The sequence below is a fragment of the Desulfosoma caldarium genome, assembly GCF_003751385.1.
GTDB classification, from domain to species: domain Bacteria; phylum Desulfobacterota; class Syntrophobacteria; order Syntrophobacterales; family DSM-9756; genus Desulfosoma; species Desulfosoma caldarium.
Genome location: NZ_RJVA01000013.1, coordinates 397709 through 414257 on the forward strand (window position 1 = coordinate 397709; position 16549 = coordinate 414257).

Sequence of the window (16549 nt, forward strand, 5' to 3'; positions counted from 1 at the left end):
TGCAGGTGGGTCAGTAGTCGTATTTCCAAAACACACCGGCGCCGGTGCGCGACTGCGTACCCGCCTCGGTTTCCACAGTGATGTTGGGGGTGACTTCTACTTCCACCTTGAGGGATACATCGCCTTGTTCCAGGCGTTGATCCACATCCACGCGAAGGTTTTCGCCCAGGTATTTTCCCAGGCCAATGCCCAGGCCTTCGCCCAGGCCTGTGCCGAGAAGTTTCAGTTGATCCAGGCCCAAAAAATCTTGGGTTTTTCCCAGCACGTTCCGGGAAGGGCCTCCACGGTTCCTGAGGGCCTGAAGAGCGTTGGCGAGGCGAATGGCCTGAAGGGGAGTTAAGGTGGTGGCGCTTCGACCAAAGAGAATCTGGGCCAGGATTTCTTCCTGAGGTCTTTCGGGTGACGATTCCAGGGCGAGTTCCAGGTCGGAGGCTCGGCCCGAGAGGCGTACTCGAGCCGTCATATCGCGCACCGCAGTCTCGCCCAAAACAAGAATCGCCGGATTCGGCGGCGTCTCGCCATAGAAGATCACATGACCTTCTGCGAGCCGAAAGCGCCGGTGCAAGAAGTCCAGACTTCCTCGGGTCGTGTCCAGCCGTCCCGTAAGGCGCGGGTGGGGTAGTCTTCCGGTGATTTTCACGGCGCCTCGCCATTCCGATTCCAGTCCCCAGCCCGATACGGTGGTCATGCCCGGAAATTCCACAGCAAGCTCGAAAGAGAGGCGATGAGGTGATTCACTGGGTCCTTTGGGTCTCGGTGACCCAGAGGGTTTGGACGGAGGTGGGGTCTCCTCCACGTCCAATTCCACAATGTTTGGGGGAAGCCGCTTGGGAAGCTCGACCTTCAGAGGGCGGACTCTGAGGGTTCCACCGAGCGTGGTTTCTTGAAAATTTCCCTGAATGGTCAGGGTGCCGTTGAGGTTTCCCGAAATATCGTCGCGGTGCAGTGGTGAAACGTCCTCAAAGGTCACCTGGGCTTGGTAAGGAAAGAGGGCGCTGGAATCCAGCCGCCATCGACCGCTGCCGCGAAGGAAGCCTTTTTTGCCGTCGAAGGCTTTGAGTTCCCGCAAAAAAAGGGTATCTTTTGCCGCCTTCACTGTGGCTGTCACGTCCTGAAGCACAATCCCCCAATCTTCGTGTTCGTAGCGCCCCTTGGTGAGAAGCAGCTCCCCACCGAGCAGGGGGCGGTGCAGCGAGCCGTCGAGGTTCACCTGTCCCTTGAGGCTTCCTTGGATTTTGTGTTCGTCCAACTCAAGGAGGCTTCCGATTCGCTCCAGCGCCACGGCAAGGGAAAAGGTTCCCGATAGGGGTCCCTCTGGGAGCATCTGCACATCGAGGGGTTTCATCTGAAAATGAATGGGCATGGAGACCTTTGCGCGGCTGGGTTCATCCCCCAAACCGAAAAGGACGGCGTTCAGATGCAGGGTGGAGGCGTCGGCCCGGGCCGCCGCCTCCACAGATAGGGTTTCTCCGAAAGGCCAACCAGGATGACGAAGTGCGTCGATTTTCAAGTTCACCATGGCACTTGGGTTGTTTTCTACCCCGTGCAGCACCGCGTTGCCGCTGAGAATTCCTTCCAAGGATGGACCTCCCAGAAACTCAACCATGCTCAACGGCAGGTTTTCCATTTTCACCGAAGCCGATGGATTCTCTGCGTTCCACTGGGCGCCGGCGGTCACTCGCCCTGATTCCACACGCAGCGCCATGGGAGTCAGTGTCCATCCCCTGGGATCAATTCCTATCTGGGCAGGGCCTTCCAGTTGAAGGTCGTAGGGGCCTGCATGGGCGACAAGGGTTTCCAGGCGAATGCCTGTGCTGGAACCATTTCGGCGCACTGATCCCGTGGTAGTGAGCGTAAAGGGTTCGTGAAAGGTTCCTTGAAACTGCGAGGAAAAGGTCATGCCTTCGGGGTTGCCTTCCACCTTTACCTGGGCTTGCGCGACCGTGAGAGGATCTTTTTCAAGTTCTTTCACAGAAACGGTCACAGTGCCTAAAGGAGATGGGGACAGGGTCTTGACCTGCGCCGACACATTCAAGGCCTCGATAAAGATGTCGTTGAAGGTGCCAGAGCCCACCGTGAGCGTCGCTTCAATACTTTGCCGGCCGCCTGTGTTTGACAGGAGCACCCTGCCCTGGAGGTTTCCACCGATCTTTTGAGGCCATAGGCCCTGAAGCATGTCGAGCCGTGGAATGGAGACGTCAAGGTAGCCGTTGGAAAGGAACGTATCCAGGTCGGTTTGCAAGGATCCGATCACCGTGGCGTCCTGGCATTGAAAAGTCCATCGAGGCACTCGAAGTTCGGTGCCTTTTTTGGCAAAATCCACGTCCAGATGCCAGGAGCCTTGGCCGTAGACGGCGCGGCAGCGAATTGTTCCGGTGGGGTTTTCAGGAAGCCCCGTGCCGGCTACGTCAAGACTCCAAGCGCTCCATTGCGCCTCACCGTAGGCAAACCGCTCGCCGTGCAGGCTGGTCTGAACGGTCATGTTGTCCCAGGGGCCGGAAAAAGCCACCTGCCCGTGACCATCCCCTTCGATGGGCTGCGGCGTCAGAAAAGAGATGAAAGAAAGATCAGAAAAATCCACGACGCCGCGACCCTGAGCCCTGCGCTGCGGCATATCCACGATCCCGCTCAGTTCTGCGGCTCCCACGTCGGGTACTTCAAGGCGCACCCTTTCGATGGCCACCCTGCCCTCGCGGGTCAACTGTGCCGAAGCGTCCACATGGACGTTTTTCAGGGCTAGCGCGGTGGTTTGGGTCGTTTCAAAAGAGGCGGTTTGTGCCAGGATTTTCAAAACAACTTCGGGCATGGCTGATGAGGAGTCCCGGGCCAGGGTCCACGCCCATCGCATTTCCCCGTTCGAGAGCTTCCAGGAAGCCTGCTCAAGAGTGTTCAGCCGCAGGGTAAGTTCCCCCTCCAACCGGCCCAGACGCCCCTCGACGCGCCCTTCCGCTGTGCCGTGACCTCGAAGCGCAACGCCGGCCAAGGCCCCCAGCGGTTCGAAATCTTCCACGACCACAGTGTAGGATGTGGGATGCACCACACCGGACGCCGTCTGAAAACCCCCGTGAGCGGAGAGACTGAAAGGGCGCGTCTGCACTCTTAGAGCATCGACCCAGATAGTGCCCAGAGGGTCCTCTGATGGGTCCAGTCGAAGCTGCATTTCGGCCTGCAAGGTACCGAAATGTTTCAGGGCGAGCCGGCTGGACACCCAGCCGTTTTCTTGTTCGAAAAAGGTGAGGACTCCCAGGAGTCGAGGGGATTTGGGCTGCAGGACGGCCTCTAGGGTCAGGAACGATTCCCGTTGCGCATGGTTGGCCACTATTCTAAGGCGCGCTTTCTGGGTGTGCTCCTTGAAGTCAAAGGTCACAGACCCTTCAAGGGCCGTCGTGAGCAGCATCCCCGTCACGGGGGCTTCGAGCGTCACCTGATGCAGAAAAAATTTGTCCACAATCAGCGGCATGGGAAGATCGGGTATGATCAACGGTTGGGGACTCGCGGTGTCCTGTGAAGGGGGCGATGAGGCAGGGCGACGCACCACTTGCGCTTGCCGAGCGCTCACCCATTCCACATGAAGGCGGCCGCGAAGCAGCGCCGTGGGGTGCCAACGCATAGAAAGGTCTCGCACGGTGAGCCACACGCCCTGTGTATCGGCGATTTCCAAGGTGTCCAGCTCGATTTCAAAAGGAATCCACCCGCTCAGAGTTCCTAAGCGAACCGTGGTATGGGGGCCCGAAAGCCGTCTGGACAGTTCTCGAGCAAGGAATTTCTTGGCCGCAGGGCTCTGCAGTATTGCCCAAAGCGCCGCCACAGCGAGCCCAAGGACCCCGACGATGGCGGCTAAAGCTCGAAATGTGCGCATGCTGTTCAAGGCCCCTGGCCTTCATCGAGATATCCTGGCAAGAGGCATCGCAGTTCCAGGACGTGAAAGTCCAAGCCGGGATTGTGCGTGTAGAGACCGGCGTTGGACAGATGCTGGAAGCGATACCCAAGGGAGAAATACTTGCTGAGGATGAGATTGATCCCGATTTCTTCGGTGAATTGAATTTCTCCGCCCAGGTTTTCCTTTCCAAAGTTATGATCTTCCAGAAAAGCGGGCCGCACGGCCGCCATGAAAGCCAAGGATTTCCAAGGGGTTTGCAGGGTCACCATGGGTCCTGTGGAAATGAGGACGGATTCCTTGTCAGCCGCACGGAGAAGCCCGAAGTGGATTTCCCAAAAGGTGTCCAGTATCCAACCACCGTTCCACTGCCAATCCCAAGGCAGCGTGTGGTAGGCGATCAGTTCGTGTATGTGAAACGTTTCATCTTTCTTGATGGCGGAAAATCCGGATCGCACACCGATGCCGAAAACCAGCTTTTCTGCAGCCCACGCCCCGGTTTCCCCGACAACCATGGCCAGGACTGTTATCAACACCCATTTTCTCCAACGCATGCGCATCTCCTACCGCACTTGGGGTTAAAACGCCTGGCCCAAGCTTATATAGATTTGAAAAGCATCGTCAATGCCCGCTCGACGATTGAGGGGAAAAGCTACGTCCATGCGGAACGGACCCAAGGGAGAATAGTAACGAAATCCGAGCCCTGTGGCCCAGCGAAAACTCCGCGTGAAGTCCGGTACGGGGCTTTCGTAGGCGGTGCCTCCGTCCAGGAATGCGGCAAGGCCGTAACGTTGTGTCATGCGCCAGCGCACTTCGCCGTTCCACGACAGAAAAGACCGACCTCCCACGGGGTCATTGCCGTCTCGAGGCCCAACGCTTTGGTACTCGTAACCTCTCACACTGCCCCCACCGCCGACATAGAAGCGCAGATCCGCTGGGACGGCCCCCTGAGTGGCTCCGGCAATGCTTCCCGCAGCCACGATGGATGCCAGCACCAGCCGGCCGTCCTTGGACCAATCGTAATAGGTGCTGAGGCTGGTGGAAGTCTTCCAAAAGAAAAGGGAGGTGTCGGTTAAGTCCCAATAGGGGGATGTCTGCAGGTGCCAGCGAAACCCGCGCGCAGGATCCAGAGGGTTATCAGTGGTATCCATGCGCACAAAGGCGGGAAGAAACAAGTGGCCGTAAGTTTCACGATTGGAGGCTTGTTCGACGCTGGAGAGGCGAAAGCCGGCGCCCGCACTGGCCCTGATGGTGGGGCGCACATCACGGACGACGGAAACGGTGGTGCCGACACTTCGAGTCCAATAAGCGTCCCAGTCTTCCTGGCCCATGTGCCCTTCCACTTGCACAAGCTGATCTGTACGAAGGAAATCCCGCCACGTGGCGATGCCGCCCAGAATCATTCTTTGCGAGGACAGCCAGGATTCCACGCCCACCTTGGCTTTTCCTGCGCGAATAATTCTGTTTTCCCAGGACACGTTCAGTTCCGGGCCCACATCCGTGGAATAGAAAAAACCGCCTTTGAAGGTGCGCGGCTTCTTTTCCACAACCGTGATTTCCACGGGAAGTCGGCCCTGAGCGTCCACGGTGGACCCATGGGCCAGGCGCACCACCGAAAAGAGATCCATGCGAATGAGATTGTCCTGAGCCTTGGTCATCAGTCGGGTATCAAACAGATCCCCTTCCTTCCAGGGGATGCGCGGTCGGACCACATCTTCTCGAACCGATTCCAGTCCCACAAGGCTCACGGGCCCGAAAAAAGTCTTGGGCCCCGCTGAGACGACATAATGGGGATGCACGGTTCGAGCGTCATGGCGTACGATCACCCGTCTTTCGGAAATTCGAGCCAAAGGATGGCCGTGTTGTCCGAGAATGGAGAGAATTTTCTGGTCTGCGTCGGCAATGTGGGCGGCCAGCGCCGGGGAAGAGGCGGGTAGGGATGAACGGGTCGTTTCCATCAACACATCAAAAAGCGATGCATCGATGCCCGAAACGTCCAGCGTCGTTTCTTCCAGCACATACAAGGGTCCGGGATTGACGGTAAAGCGCACCGTCAGCGGATCCGTCGATGGATCGATGTGGTAGGCCACCTCGCAGGCATAAAAGCCTTCGGAGCGAAGAAAGGTTCGAAAAAGGTTCTTATCTTTTTCCGCGCGGCGTCTGAGCTGACTCAGGGACACCGCCCCTTCCTTTTCCCTGGCCACGGTTTCCGAAAGGGGCTGAAGTCGGGACGCCCAGGCGCCTTCGACGCTGTCTTCCATCTGCACCGCATACCGAAGGGAGGCGGCGAAACTCAAGGTATCGTGGATGCCAAAAGCGCAGGCCAAGAAAACCACAAGCCGAAGCCACGTGAGCGGCATGGGTCTGGAATGGGATCTGTAATGAGAGAAAAGCGTCACGGCCGCGCCGACGGGAATCCAGGGCATGTCGCACGCCTTGGATTGGCGCCGTGTCGGGGATGACGTTGTCTTCATCACCCTTACCCTTTCTCCAATTCCGTAGATTCCCACGTTTGCGGGCAGCATAAAAGAATTTTGTCAAGGGCCAATGGGCTCTTCTGGGACAAGCTGCGAGCGGACAGTCGCCCTAGCTGGCTCTCCTTGGGCCAAAGCCGTCAAGGTCTGGGCCCTTATCATTTGCGTATCGTCACGAGCGATTGTAGTTTTGTTGCGAAGAAAATGAAAGGCTCAAGGCCATAAGGTGCGGAGCAAAGATGGAGGATGGTGCAGTATGGCTGGAAGGCGCATTTGCATTGTGGGTGGTGTTGCCGGAGGGGCTTCCTGTGCGGCGCGGGCGCGCCGCATGGATGAACAGGCTGAAATTATCATCTTTGAAAAGGGGCCTTTCGTCTCTTTTGCAAACTGCGGTCTGCCCTATTACGTTGGGGACGTGATTCGCCGCGAAGAACATCTGCTCGTGGCCACACCTGAAATGTTTCAACAAAGGTTTCGAATTGAGGTGCGCCTTCATTCGGAAGTGGTGCGCATCGACCGAAACCGTCGTCGCCTTCTCGTTCGCGATCATCAAGCGGGGCGAGATTATGAAGAAGCCTACGATGCCCTGGTGCTTTCTCCAGGGGCAGCCGCAGTGAAGCCGCCAATTTCTGGGCTGGATTCTGAAGGTGTTTTTTTCGTGCGCACCATTCCGGACAGCCGGGAAATTCGGCGCATGATCGAGGAGCGGCATGCGCAAAGCGCGGTGGTCATCGGAGGCGGCTATATCGGCCTTGAGATGACGGAAAATCTGGTGCGACGCGGACTGCAGGTGACCCTGGTGGAAATGCAAGATCAAGTCATGCCCATGTGTGATCCCGAGATGGTGTGGCCCCTACAGGAGACCCTTCGAGATAAAGGGACGACCTTGCGTTTGAAAACGCAGGTGAAGGCAGTGGAACGTAACGCCGACGAGGCGCTCACGGTAAGGCTGCATTCGGGAGAAAGCCTTACGGCCAACCTCGTCATCGTGGCCGTGGGCGTGCGCCCCGAGGTGCAACTGGCCCGAGATGCCGGGCTGGCTCTGGGGCCGCTTGGAGGGATTCGCGTCAACGAAAGAATGCAGACCAGTGACCCGTTTATCTGGGCCGTGGGCGATGCCGTGGAAGTGTCTCACGTGATCACGGGGCTTGAGACCCTTCTTCCGCTGGCCGGGCCGGCTAACCGACAGGGAAGGCTCGCCGCCGATGCCATTTGCGGAAGGGATGTGCGGTTTCGAGGCGTACAGGGAACGGCCGTGGTGGGCCTTTTTGATCAGGTGCTGGCCATGACGGGACCGAGTGAGCGGGTGCTCAAATCCCTTGGCTTATGGAATGGACCCCTCGACTGTGAAAAGATCTATTTGCATCCGGGTCACCATGCCAGCTATTACCCTGGGGCGGAAACCCTGGCCATGAAATTGATTTTTTCCAAAAGGGACGGAAAAATTTTGGGATTGCAAGTGGTGGGCAAGAAAGGCGCGGTGCGGCGAACGGACGTTATCGCCATGGCGATGCAAAAAGGCGGCACTGTCTTTGATTTGGAAGAAGCGGAACTGTGCTACGCGCCGCAATTTGGGTCCGCCAAAGATCCCGTCAACCTTGCGGGCATGATTGCCGCTAATGTGGTTCGAGGCGATGTGGAGGTCGTGCACGCGGAATCCATGGATCGGCCTCCAGAAGACGTTCTCATTCTCGATGTGCGCGAACCCTTTGAATATCGGCGCGGGCATATTGCGGGAGCGGTGCACATTCCCTTGGGGGCTTTGAGGCAGCGCATGGCGGAGCTTCCCAAGGACAGGGAAATCTGGGTCTATTGCTATGTGGGACAGCGTTCGTATCTGGCGGCACGAGCCCTGCGCCAGTACGGGTATCGCGCAAAAAACCTGAGCGGCGGCTATCGAACTTACACCATGTGGCGACAGGCAGCTCAAGGCGCCGACAACGCTTTGTGAATGCCCGGCGTGTTCCGATTATAGGACCCCCCCCCCGATGGGCTCGGGCAAGGAAGGTATGGGCAAGTGGGATGCACAGGGGATGACCTGAGGCTACAAGAGATGGCGATGAAAAAAATGCCTCCCTTGGCGGGGAGGCGTTCTACTTTTTGAGGACTTGGATGTTGTAGAGACTTTAGGAGGCCGATTTGACTTTTTCCAATTCGGCCTTGAGCTTTTCCACTTCCTGCTTGTATTTTTCAGCTTCTTCCTTGTACTTGGACAAATCATCGGTGGCGGCTTCCGGCACCGCTTCTTCCTCTTTTTTCTTTCCGAACGGCAGTTGATCCTTCACTTCATCATAGCCCAAATAGGCCGCCATGGCACCGCCCAGCAGCAGCATCAAGGGAATGGCGCCTGCCAGGAGGTTGAGGAAAGGTTTAAACCAAATAAAGATACCAATAATGCCGAAAAAAGCCGCGGCCAAGCCGCCCAGAAAAACCTTCATCGTCCCGCCTCCTTCTGCTTGTTCCATAGACAAGTGACGCGTCGTTGATCCCTTTGGCAAAAAACCCTCAACCCTCAATTCTGCCTTTTCGGCAGCCCTTGGCATGATAAAGATTTCACGCACCCTGTAGCACGGCCCACAGGGTTTTGCAAGGAGAAAGTCGTGAAAAGCCTTAGAGGAGCCCAAAGCATGGAGAACTTTTTACGGGGTGATCTCAGATGGAACGAGCAGGGAGAGCTTCGACACCCAGAAGGACCATGGCCATGAGAAAATGAGGGAAGAAGAGCTTGGGTCGCGAGCGCGGGGCAGTGATGACACGCGATGACGATCAAATATGGTGACTTAGGCCCGGCCCACGCGCGAAGAACACGGGGTTGACGGTGGGCCGGCAAGGAACGTATAGATTCAAAATTTTAGGGACGAGGTTTAATAAAACGCACTGGATTGTCAGAGGGAGTGAGCGGAGTGAACGGGCGCAGCATCTACATGGATCACATTGCGGGAACACCGGTGGCTTCCGAAGTGTTGGAGGCCATGATGCCTTTTCTCGTGGAACATTTTGGCAATCCCGCCAGCATTCATCACCTCGGCGAGGCGCCCCAGGACGCCATCTTTCGGGCGCGATCCCAGACGGCGGCCCTTATCGGGGCGGAACCCGAGGAAATCATCTTCACATCGGGCGGCACGGAAGCCAACAACCTGGCCATCAAGGGGGTGGCGTTTCAGCGCATGTCGCAGGGGCGGCATCTGGTGGTGTCGGCCATTGAACACTATTCCGTTCTTTATGCCGCCAAGGCCCTGGAACGGTTCGGCTTTGAAATCACCCTGGTTCCTGTGGACGAACACGGGGTGGTGGACCCCGACGATGTGAAAAAAGCCATGCGGCCCGACACGGTGCTCGTTTCCATCATGCATGCCAACAACGAAGTGGGCACCATTCAATCCTTGGCGGACATCGCCTCCGTGGTGCACGAAGGTGGCGCCCTGCTGCATACGGACGCCATCGCTTCGGTTGGGCGCATTCCTGTTCATGTGCAGGAGTTGGGCGTGGATTTGCTCAGCCTGGCCGCCAACCAGTTCAACGGGCCCAAGGGCGTTGGAGCTCTGTATTGCCGTAAGGGCACCAGCCTGTGGCCGCTCTTTCATGGCGGTGGGCAAGAAGACGGCCGGCGAACGGGAACGGAAAATGTGGCCGGCATCGTGGGACTAGGGGCTGCCGCGGAGCGCGTTCGCGGGCGCCTTACGCAGAAGATGGAACGATGCGCACGGCTGGAAAAGCTTTTGCGAGACCGCATCGCGCAGACCATCGAAGAGGTCCGGTTCAACGGGCATCCGCACAGGCACATTCCGGGTTGGGTCAATGTCTCCATTCGATACGTGGAAGGCGAAGCCTTGCTGTTGCACATGGACCTAAGAGGCATCTGCGTGGCGGGGGCTTCGGCGTGCATGTCCATTACGGCTAAGGCGTCCCATGTGCTGGAAGCCATGGGACTTTTGGGCGATGGGGCTTTCGGCACGCTGCTGTTTACGTTGGATGAGGACAACACCGAGGACGAAGTGCATCAGGCCGTGGAAACCCTGGGCGCCGTGGTGTCCCGACTCCGTTCCATGTCGCCTCTGTACGCCACACGCGCGGCGTCCTAAAGGAACCTGATCAAGCCATGCGTTCCTGGTCACGCGCTGTCTTGGTGAAGCTGCTTTGACGGTGAACGACAATGGCGGCCATGAAAGGCAAGGGAGAAGGCATGGTCTCCGAAGGTCTCCTGGAAGAACTCCTCACAAACATCGAACGGCCCGGGCGCTATCTCGGCGGGGAGATACACGCTCGGGGCAAGCGCTTCGAGGAGGCCGACGTGCGCTTTGCCTTGGCGTTTCCCGATGTGTACGAAGTGGGCATGAGCCACCTGGGAATTCAGCTGCTGTATCACGGCTTGAACGACATGGAAGGTGTTCTGGCGGATCGCGTCTACACGCCATGGCCCGATTTTGAACAGCGCCTTCGGCAAACCCGCACCCCGCTTTTTGCCCTAGAAAGCCGACGTTCACTTAAGGAGTTCGATTTTCTGGGCTTCAGCCTTCAGTACGAATTGAGCTACACGAACATTTTGACCATGCTCGATCTCGCCGGTATCGCGCTCGAAAGCAGTGATCGAGATGCATCAACTCCCTTTGTCATTGCCGGCGGGCCCTGCGCCTACAATCCGGAACCTTTGGCCCCCTTTTTCGACCTGATCGTTTTGGGAGAGGGCGAACAGGTGCTCGCCGAGCTGGTACAGGCTTACCGCGACTGGAAAGCGTCGCGGGGAACCCGGCGTGAATTTCTGGAAGGGGTGCGGCACATCGGCGGGGTTTATGTTCCATCCTTTTTTGCACCCTACTACGACACAGCAGGGCGGTTTGAAGGCCTGAAGCCTCTGTATGGGGATTACACGCGCGTGAAAAAGAGGGTTCTTGCGGATTTGGATGAGGAAAGCCCGTTGCCCGAGCGACCCCTCGTCCCGCTGGTGGAAATTGTGCACGACCGGCTGGGGCTGGAAATTGCTCGAGGGTGCACTCGAGGCTGCCGGTTTTGCCAGGCGGGTTTTGTGTATCGACCCGTGCGGGAGCGCCGTCCGAAAGTTCTTGCGGAAAATGCGCGTCGCGCCGTTGAGGCAACCGGTTTCGAAGAGGTGGCCCTTCTGTCCCTAAGTACGGGGGATTACTGTCAGCTGGGTGGGCTTCTTCATGCCGTGATGCAGGACATGGAAGAGCGCCGAGTGGCCCTGTCTTTTCCTTCCATGCGCGTGGGTACCTTGTCCCAGGAGCTCATGGAATGCATTCGGCGCGTGCGCAAGACGGGATTTACGGTGGCTCCCGAAGTGGGCAGTCGGCGCCTGCGCTGTATGATCAACAAGAACATCGAGGAAGACGACCTGTATCAGACGGTGCGTGATGCCTACAGCCTGGGCTGGAAAGGAATCAAGCTCTATTTCATGATGGGGCTTCCTACGGAAACTTTGGAAGACCTGGAAGAGATTGTCCGTCTGAGCTTGCGTGTCTGGCAGCTGGGAAAGCCTTATCGAGCCGCCGTGCATGTGGCGGTGTCTACCTTTGTGCCCAAACCCATGACCCCTTTTCAGTGGACAGGGCAAATTGGTCGAGGGGAAATTGGGCGTCGGCTGGAATATCTTAAAAAGCGGCTGAAGCGTCCCGGTATTCGCACGAAGTGGCACAGCCCGGATCTGAGCGTCATGGAAGCGGCGTTGGCTCGAGGCAATCGCCGCCTCGCAAAAGTTGTGGAGTTGGCATGGCGCAAAGGGGCGCGTTTTGATGCTTGGGACGAACACTTTCGGCGGCCTGCTTGGGACGAAGCCTTTGCCGAATGCGGTCTGAGCGCCGACGCTGAGGCGCAGCGCCACTATGAAGCCTCGGATCCTTTGCCGTGGGATCATCTCAGTGCCGGAGTGCTCAAGAGCTACCTCTGGGCGGAATGGGAAAAAGCCCTGGCGGGGACGCGCACGGGCGATTGCCGCTGGGAATCCTGTTCGGGCTGCGGCGCCTGTGACGGCAGCCACGTGACCCCTCGACTTCATAACACGGCTTTTGCTCCCGCCAACCCTGCGCCTTCGTTGCAACGTGGGGCCGGCGAGGGGTTGTTCACGTACACCCTGCATTTTGCCAAGAAGGGTCGAGCCCGTTTTTTTGGCCAGCTGGAAGTGAATCGCATCATGGAAAGAGCCGTGCGGCGCTCCGGGCTGCCCATGGCCTTTACGCAAGGGTATCATCCGCATGCCAAAATTTCCTTTCGCGAAGCCCTTCCCGTGGGCATGGAAAGCGAAGCGGAGGAAGCGGACATTCAGTTGGAAAAAGCCGTGGCCGAAGAGGAAATCGCCGAGCGCCTCAATAAGGTTCTGCCTGAAGGGTTTCGTGTTCTCCGTGTGCATCGCGCTCAGGAGGGAACCCGCAAGCCGTCCTCCTTTCGCGTCACCTACCGTCTTTCCGGTTTGACCGAAGAACTGGTGGAAGCTATCATGGCTCGCTCCGCCGTGGGCGGACATCGACTTGTGCGAAAGAAAACCAAGAAAGGGCACCTTGAGGCGCGCTGCGCGGACGTATTGCTTTCCGTACGGCGCCTCGACGCCACGAGTGTGGCCATGGAACTTCTGGAACGCCCCACAGCCCGCTTTCGACCTCAAAACGTGCTCGACGCCTTGTTGCGAGAAGACGGCGTCACGTGCCGGGCGTACCGCATATGCAAGGTTTCCGTGGCTCCTTTAGAGGAATAGACGATGGCTGCGGAATTAATCATCAATGCCGACTTTTACGAAACTCGGGTCGCCTTGGTGGAAAACGGCCAGGTGGCAGAGCTTTACATCGAAAGAGCCTCCGACGAAGGCATTGCCGGCAACATCTACAAGGGGCGCGTGGTGCGGGTGCTTCCCGGCATGCAGGCCGCATTTGTGGACATCGGCCTGGAAAAGGCGGCCTTTCTGTATGTTAGCGATGTGCACCATCCGCTGATGGAAGTGGACCAGATTTTTCAGGAAGTCGCCCCGCAGGAGGAAGAAAGCCAAAAAGTTGTGCTACATGAAGAAGCCGGAGATCCCGAGCCGTACATGGACGACAGGGAACTTCCGGACCTGCCCATCGAGGACCGGTTGCGGGAAGGGCAGGAAATACTGGTGCAGGTGGCCAAGGAACCTCTTGGAAACAAGGGTGCGAGAATCACGACCCACGTGACCCTGCCGGGACGCAACCTGGTGCTCATGCCCCTCATGGACCATGTGGGAGTGTCCCGTCGCATCGAAGACGAGAAGGAACGCAAGCGCCTCAGGGACCTGGTTTTGGAAATCAAGCCGGCCCACTGCGGTTTCATCGTACGCACGGCCGCCGAAGGTGAAGATGCGGAGAAGATTCAGGCGGAAATGGAATTTCTGCTGAAACTCTGGCAGAACATTCAGCGCCGTTCCGAAAACGCTCCGGTTCCCTCCCTGGTGCACCGGGATTTGGACATCACCCTGAGGGCGGTTCGGGATCTTTTCACCAAGGAGGTGGACCGCCTCGTTATCGATAATCCCCAAGAATACAAGAAGGTGCTGCAGTTTACGGAAACCTTTTTGCCGTCCCTGAAAAACGGTGTGGAACTGTACGAGGGTGCCGAACCCATTTTTGATGCCTACGGTATCGAAATGGAAGTGCAACGGGCCTTGAGCAAGAAGGTGTGGCTGAAATCCGGTGGCTACATCGTCATTGAAACCACGGAAGCCCTCACGGCCATCGATGTCAACACGGGGCGCTATGTGGGCAAACGCAACCTGGAAGAAACCATTCTCAAGACCAACCTGGAAGCCGTCAAGGAAATCGCCTGCCAGCTCAGGCTTCGCAACCTCGGGGGGATCATCATCATCGATTTCATCGACATGGAAAAGGAAGCCGACCGAGAAAAGGTGTTCAATGCCCTCAAACAAGCGGTGCGCAAGGACAAGAGCAAAACCAACATTTTGCGCATGTCGGAACTGGGCCTTATCGAGATGACGCGCAAGCGAACGCGAGAGAGCATTGGGCGAACCCTGTGCGAGCCGTGTTTTTATTGCGAGGGCCATGGGCAGCTCAAATCCACGCAGACCCTGTGCTACGAAATTTTAAGGGAGATTCAAAGGGAACAAAGAGATCTCTTTGGTCGAAACGTGCTCATTCAGGTGCATCCTCGCGTGGCGGCCAGGCTGCTGGACGAAGAGCGGGCGGCTTTGGAGAGGCTGGAGGAGGCGCTGCACGCGTGTTTCCACGTTCAGGGGGAACGCACCTTTCATGTGGAGCAATATGAAATCACGGTGGAAGAAAACTGACGGCCACGACGGGCGACAGCCTCACTCGGTGCGGACACCCTGTTTGCTTGGGCGACTCGGGCGGCGCACCGGCCGTGGAAGAGGATTTTGCCCTGCGGCAGTCTGCTTCCAGCGAATTTGGACGGGGTGGCGCGGTCTTTTGAGGGTGTGTTCGTGGTGAGGCGACTGGCTGGAATCCGCGGTGCCCTGGAACGCAACAAGACGCTGCGCTATGTGGTCTACAGCGGCGTTGTCGGTGTGGTCAGCGGACTTGGTGCCTGCCTTTTCTTTGTTCTCTTGGAATGGGGCAAGTATTTCTTTCTGGAATACCTGGCGGGTTATCCCCTGAGCAAACCCGGGGGAGAGCAACTGGTTGCCCTGGAGCGCTCCCCGGTCTTTCGCCGATGGATGCTTCTTGTGCTGCCCGCTTTTGGAGGTCTTCTGACGGGATTTTTGGTCCATCGGTACGCGCCGGAAGCCGAAGGGCACGGAACAGACGCCCTCATCGACGCCTTTCACAACAAAAACGGCATCATTCGAACACGCGTGCCTTACATCAAGGGGCTGGCCTCCATCATTACCCTGTCCACCGGAGGCAGTGCCGGGCGCGAAGGGCCCATTGCGCAAATCGGCGCCGGTTTCGGTTCATGGGTGGCGCGCCTGTTGCGCATGAATGTTCGGGAGCGGCGCCTGATGCTTTTGGCCGGGTGCGCCGCGGGGCTTGGTGCCATTTTTCGAGCTCCGTTGGGGGGTGCCCTAACGGCCATTGAAGTGCTTTACCGGGAAGATTTTGAAACGGAAGGCATTATTTTGTGCATCATGTCTTCCGTCATTGCCAATGCCATTTTCATCAGCATCTTTGGACAGCGCCCCATCTTTGACATTCCGCCCATTCACTTCGCCAACCCCGTGGAACTGCTCTTCTACGCTGGGCTGGGGCTCGTGTGTGTGCCCTTTGGATTCACTTATGTCAAGGTGTTCTACGGTATGCGGGATTATTTCTTTCGAAGGCTTCCTTTGAAAAAAGCTCTTGTGCCCACGGTGGGGGGGCTCATGGTGGGACTGATCGCCTATTGGCGCCCGGAGGTGATGAGCGGTGGGTACGGCACCATTCAAAAGGCCCTCATGGGCACCCTGCCCGTATCCTTGATGCTCAGCCTTGCCGTGCTGAAAATCTTTGCCACCGCCTTCACCATTTCTTCCGGCGGTAGCGGAGGGGTTTTTGGACCTTCTCTTTTTATCGGGGCCATGCTGGGCGGAGCGGTAGGACAGATCTCCTGCGGGCTCTTTCCCCAGTGGGTCGGTAATTCCGGCGCTTTTGCCCTGGTCGGCATGGGCGCCTTTTTCGGTGGAGTGGCCAAGGCACCCATCGGCGCCCTGCTCATGGTCTGCGAGATGACCGGAGGCTATGGCTTGGTGGTTCCCTTGATGTTTGCCTCTGTGATCGCCGTATTGTGTTCCCAAGGCTGGTCCTTGTATGAGAAACAAGTGCTGAACAAGTTTCATTCGCCCGCCCATCGAACCGACATGGTCTTGAACGTTTTGGAGAATGTGAAGGTGCGCGACGTCTACGACCCGACCCTGCCGGTGACCAGCCTTCCGCAGGATATGACCTTACGGGAACTCAAACGCTTTATGGTCCATACGCGGGAATCCTTTTTCCCCGTGGTGGACGACCGGTTTCATCTCAAGGGCATCCTGTCGCTTCAGGACGTGCGCTCGGTGCTTTTTGAAGATTCCGTGGCCGAACTACTGGTGGTGGGCGAATTGGCGTCGCCTCCGGTGAGCGTGCGGCCCGATATAAGCCTTTACGAAGCGCTCATGAAGTTTCTCAGCTCGGGCTACGGCCAAATACCCGTGGAAGAAAGAGATCTGGGGGTTGTGGGCATGCTTCGCCTGGAAGAACTCATGCATGCTTATCATCAGGAAATTCAGAGACTGCGCGAAGATTAGCCG

9 protein-coding genes are annotated in these 16549 nt (G+C 57.7%); 5 read left to right on the top strand and 4 right to left on the bottom strand.

Features of this window, described 5'->3' with window-relative positions; all coding sequences use genetic code 11:
- Window positions 1–10: 10 nt before the first annotated feature.
- The 3 genes from EDC27_RS12185 to EDC27_RS12195 are packed head-to-tail and all read right to left on the bottom strand — an operon-like array spanning window position 11 to window position 6351.
- On the bottom strand, window positions 11–3859 hold the full coding sequence (locus tag EDC27_RS12185; RefSeq protein WP_123290871.1) for a translocation/assembly module TamB domain-containing protein: 3849 nt from the start codon (window positions 3857–3859) through the stop codon (window positions 11–13).
- Window positions 3860–3864: 5 nt separating this feature from the next.
- A complete protein-coding gene (locus tag EDC27_RS12190; protein ID WP_170161787.1) occupies window positions 3865–4431 on the bottom strand; it encodes an acyloxyacyl hydrolase in 567 nt (188 codons plus the stop codon).
- Window positions 4432–4455: 24 nt separating this feature from the next.
- Window positions 4456–6351: an autotransporter assembly complex protein TamA gene (locus tag EDC27_RS12195; protein WP_170161788.1), complete on the bottom strand. Its 1896-nt coding sequence runs from the start codon at window positions 6349–6351 to the stop codon at window positions 4456–4458.
- Between the two features lie 256 nt (window positions 6352–6607).
- Between EDC27_RS12195 and EDC27_RS12200 the strand changes: the two genes are divergently transcribed.
- Complete coding sequence (locus EDC27_RS12200) at window positions 6608–8302, top strand: FAD-dependent oxidoreductase (RefSeq protein ID WP_123290874.1); 1695 nt, start codon at window positions 6608–6610, stop codon at window positions 8300–8302.
- A gap of 175 nt (window positions 8303–8477) precedes the next feature.
- On the opposite strand, the gene EDC27_RS12205 is transcribed toward EDC27_RS12200, so the two are convergent.
- Window positions 8478–8789, bottom strand: coding sequence for a 26S proteasome regulatory subunit family protein (locus EDC27_RS12205; RefSeq protein WP_123290875.1), 312 nt, complete (start codon window positions 8787–8789; stop codon window positions 8478–8480).
- A 465-nt stretch (window positions 8790–9254) separates the two neighbouring features.
- Between EDC27_RS12205 and EDC27_RS12210 the strand changes: the two genes are divergently transcribed.
- The 4 genes from EDC27_RS12210 to EDC27_RS12225 all read left to right on the top strand — a co-directional run bounded on the left by EDC27_RS12210 (window position 9255) and on the right by EDC27_RS12225 (window position 16546).
- Window positions 9255–10433 carry a cysteine desulfurase family protein gene (locus EDC27_RS12210; protein ID WP_123290876.1) on the top strand — a complete coding sequence of 393 codons (1179 nt, stop codon included), beginning with the start codon at window positions 9255–9257 and terminating at the stop codon, window positions 10431–10433.
- Window positions 10434–10504: 71 nt separating this feature from the next.
- Entirely contained in the window at window positions 10505–13054 is a 2550-nt protein-coding gene (locus EDC27_RS12215) for a TIGR03960 family B12-binding radical SAM protein (RefSeq protein WP_123290877.1), read from the top strand.
- A gap of 3 nt (window positions 13055–13057) precedes the next feature.
- On the top strand, window positions 13058–14614 hold the full coding sequence (locus EDC27_RS12220) for an Rne/Rng family ribonuclease (protein ID WP_123290878.1): 1557 nt from the start codon (window positions 13058–13060) through the stop codon (window positions 14612–14614).
- 153 nt (window positions 14615–14767) lie between these two features.
- Complete coding sequence (locus EDC27_RS12225) at window positions 14768–16546, top strand: chloride channel protein (RefSeq protein WP_245994521.1); 1779 nt, start codon at window positions 14768–14770, stop codon at window positions 16544–16546.
- Window positions 16547–16549: the final 3 nt, after the last annotated feature.

Coding starts and splice junctions, on each gene's coding strand:
- EDC27_RS12195 (WP_170161788.1), bottom strand. CDS start 6,351: ATGAAGACAACGTCATCCCCGACACGGCGCCAATCCAAGGCGTGCGAC.
- EDC27_RS12220 (WP_123290878.1), top strand. CDS start 13,058: ATGGCTGCGGAATTAATCATCAATGCCGACTTTTACGAAACTCGGGTC.
- EDC27_RS12190 (WP_170161787.1), bottom strand. CDS start 4,431: ATGCGTTGGAGAAAATGGGTGTTGATAACAGTCCTGGCCATGGTTGTC.
- EDC27_RS12185 (WP_123290871.1), bottom strand. CDS start 3,859: ATGCGCACATTTCGAGCTTTAGCCGCCATCGTCGGGGTCCTTGGGCTC.
- EDC27_RS12200 (WP_123290874.1), top strand. CDS start 6,608: ATGGCTGGAAGGCGCATTTGCATTGTGGGTGGTGTTGCCGGAGGGGCT.
- EDC27_RS12215 (WP_123290877.1), top strand. CDS start 10,505: ATGGCGGCCATGAAAGGCAAGGGAGAAGGCATGGTCTCCGAAGGTCTC.
- EDC27_RS12205 (WP_123290875.1), bottom strand. CDS start 8,789: ATGAAGGTTTTTCTGGGCGGCTTGGCCGCGGCTTTTTTCGGCATTATT.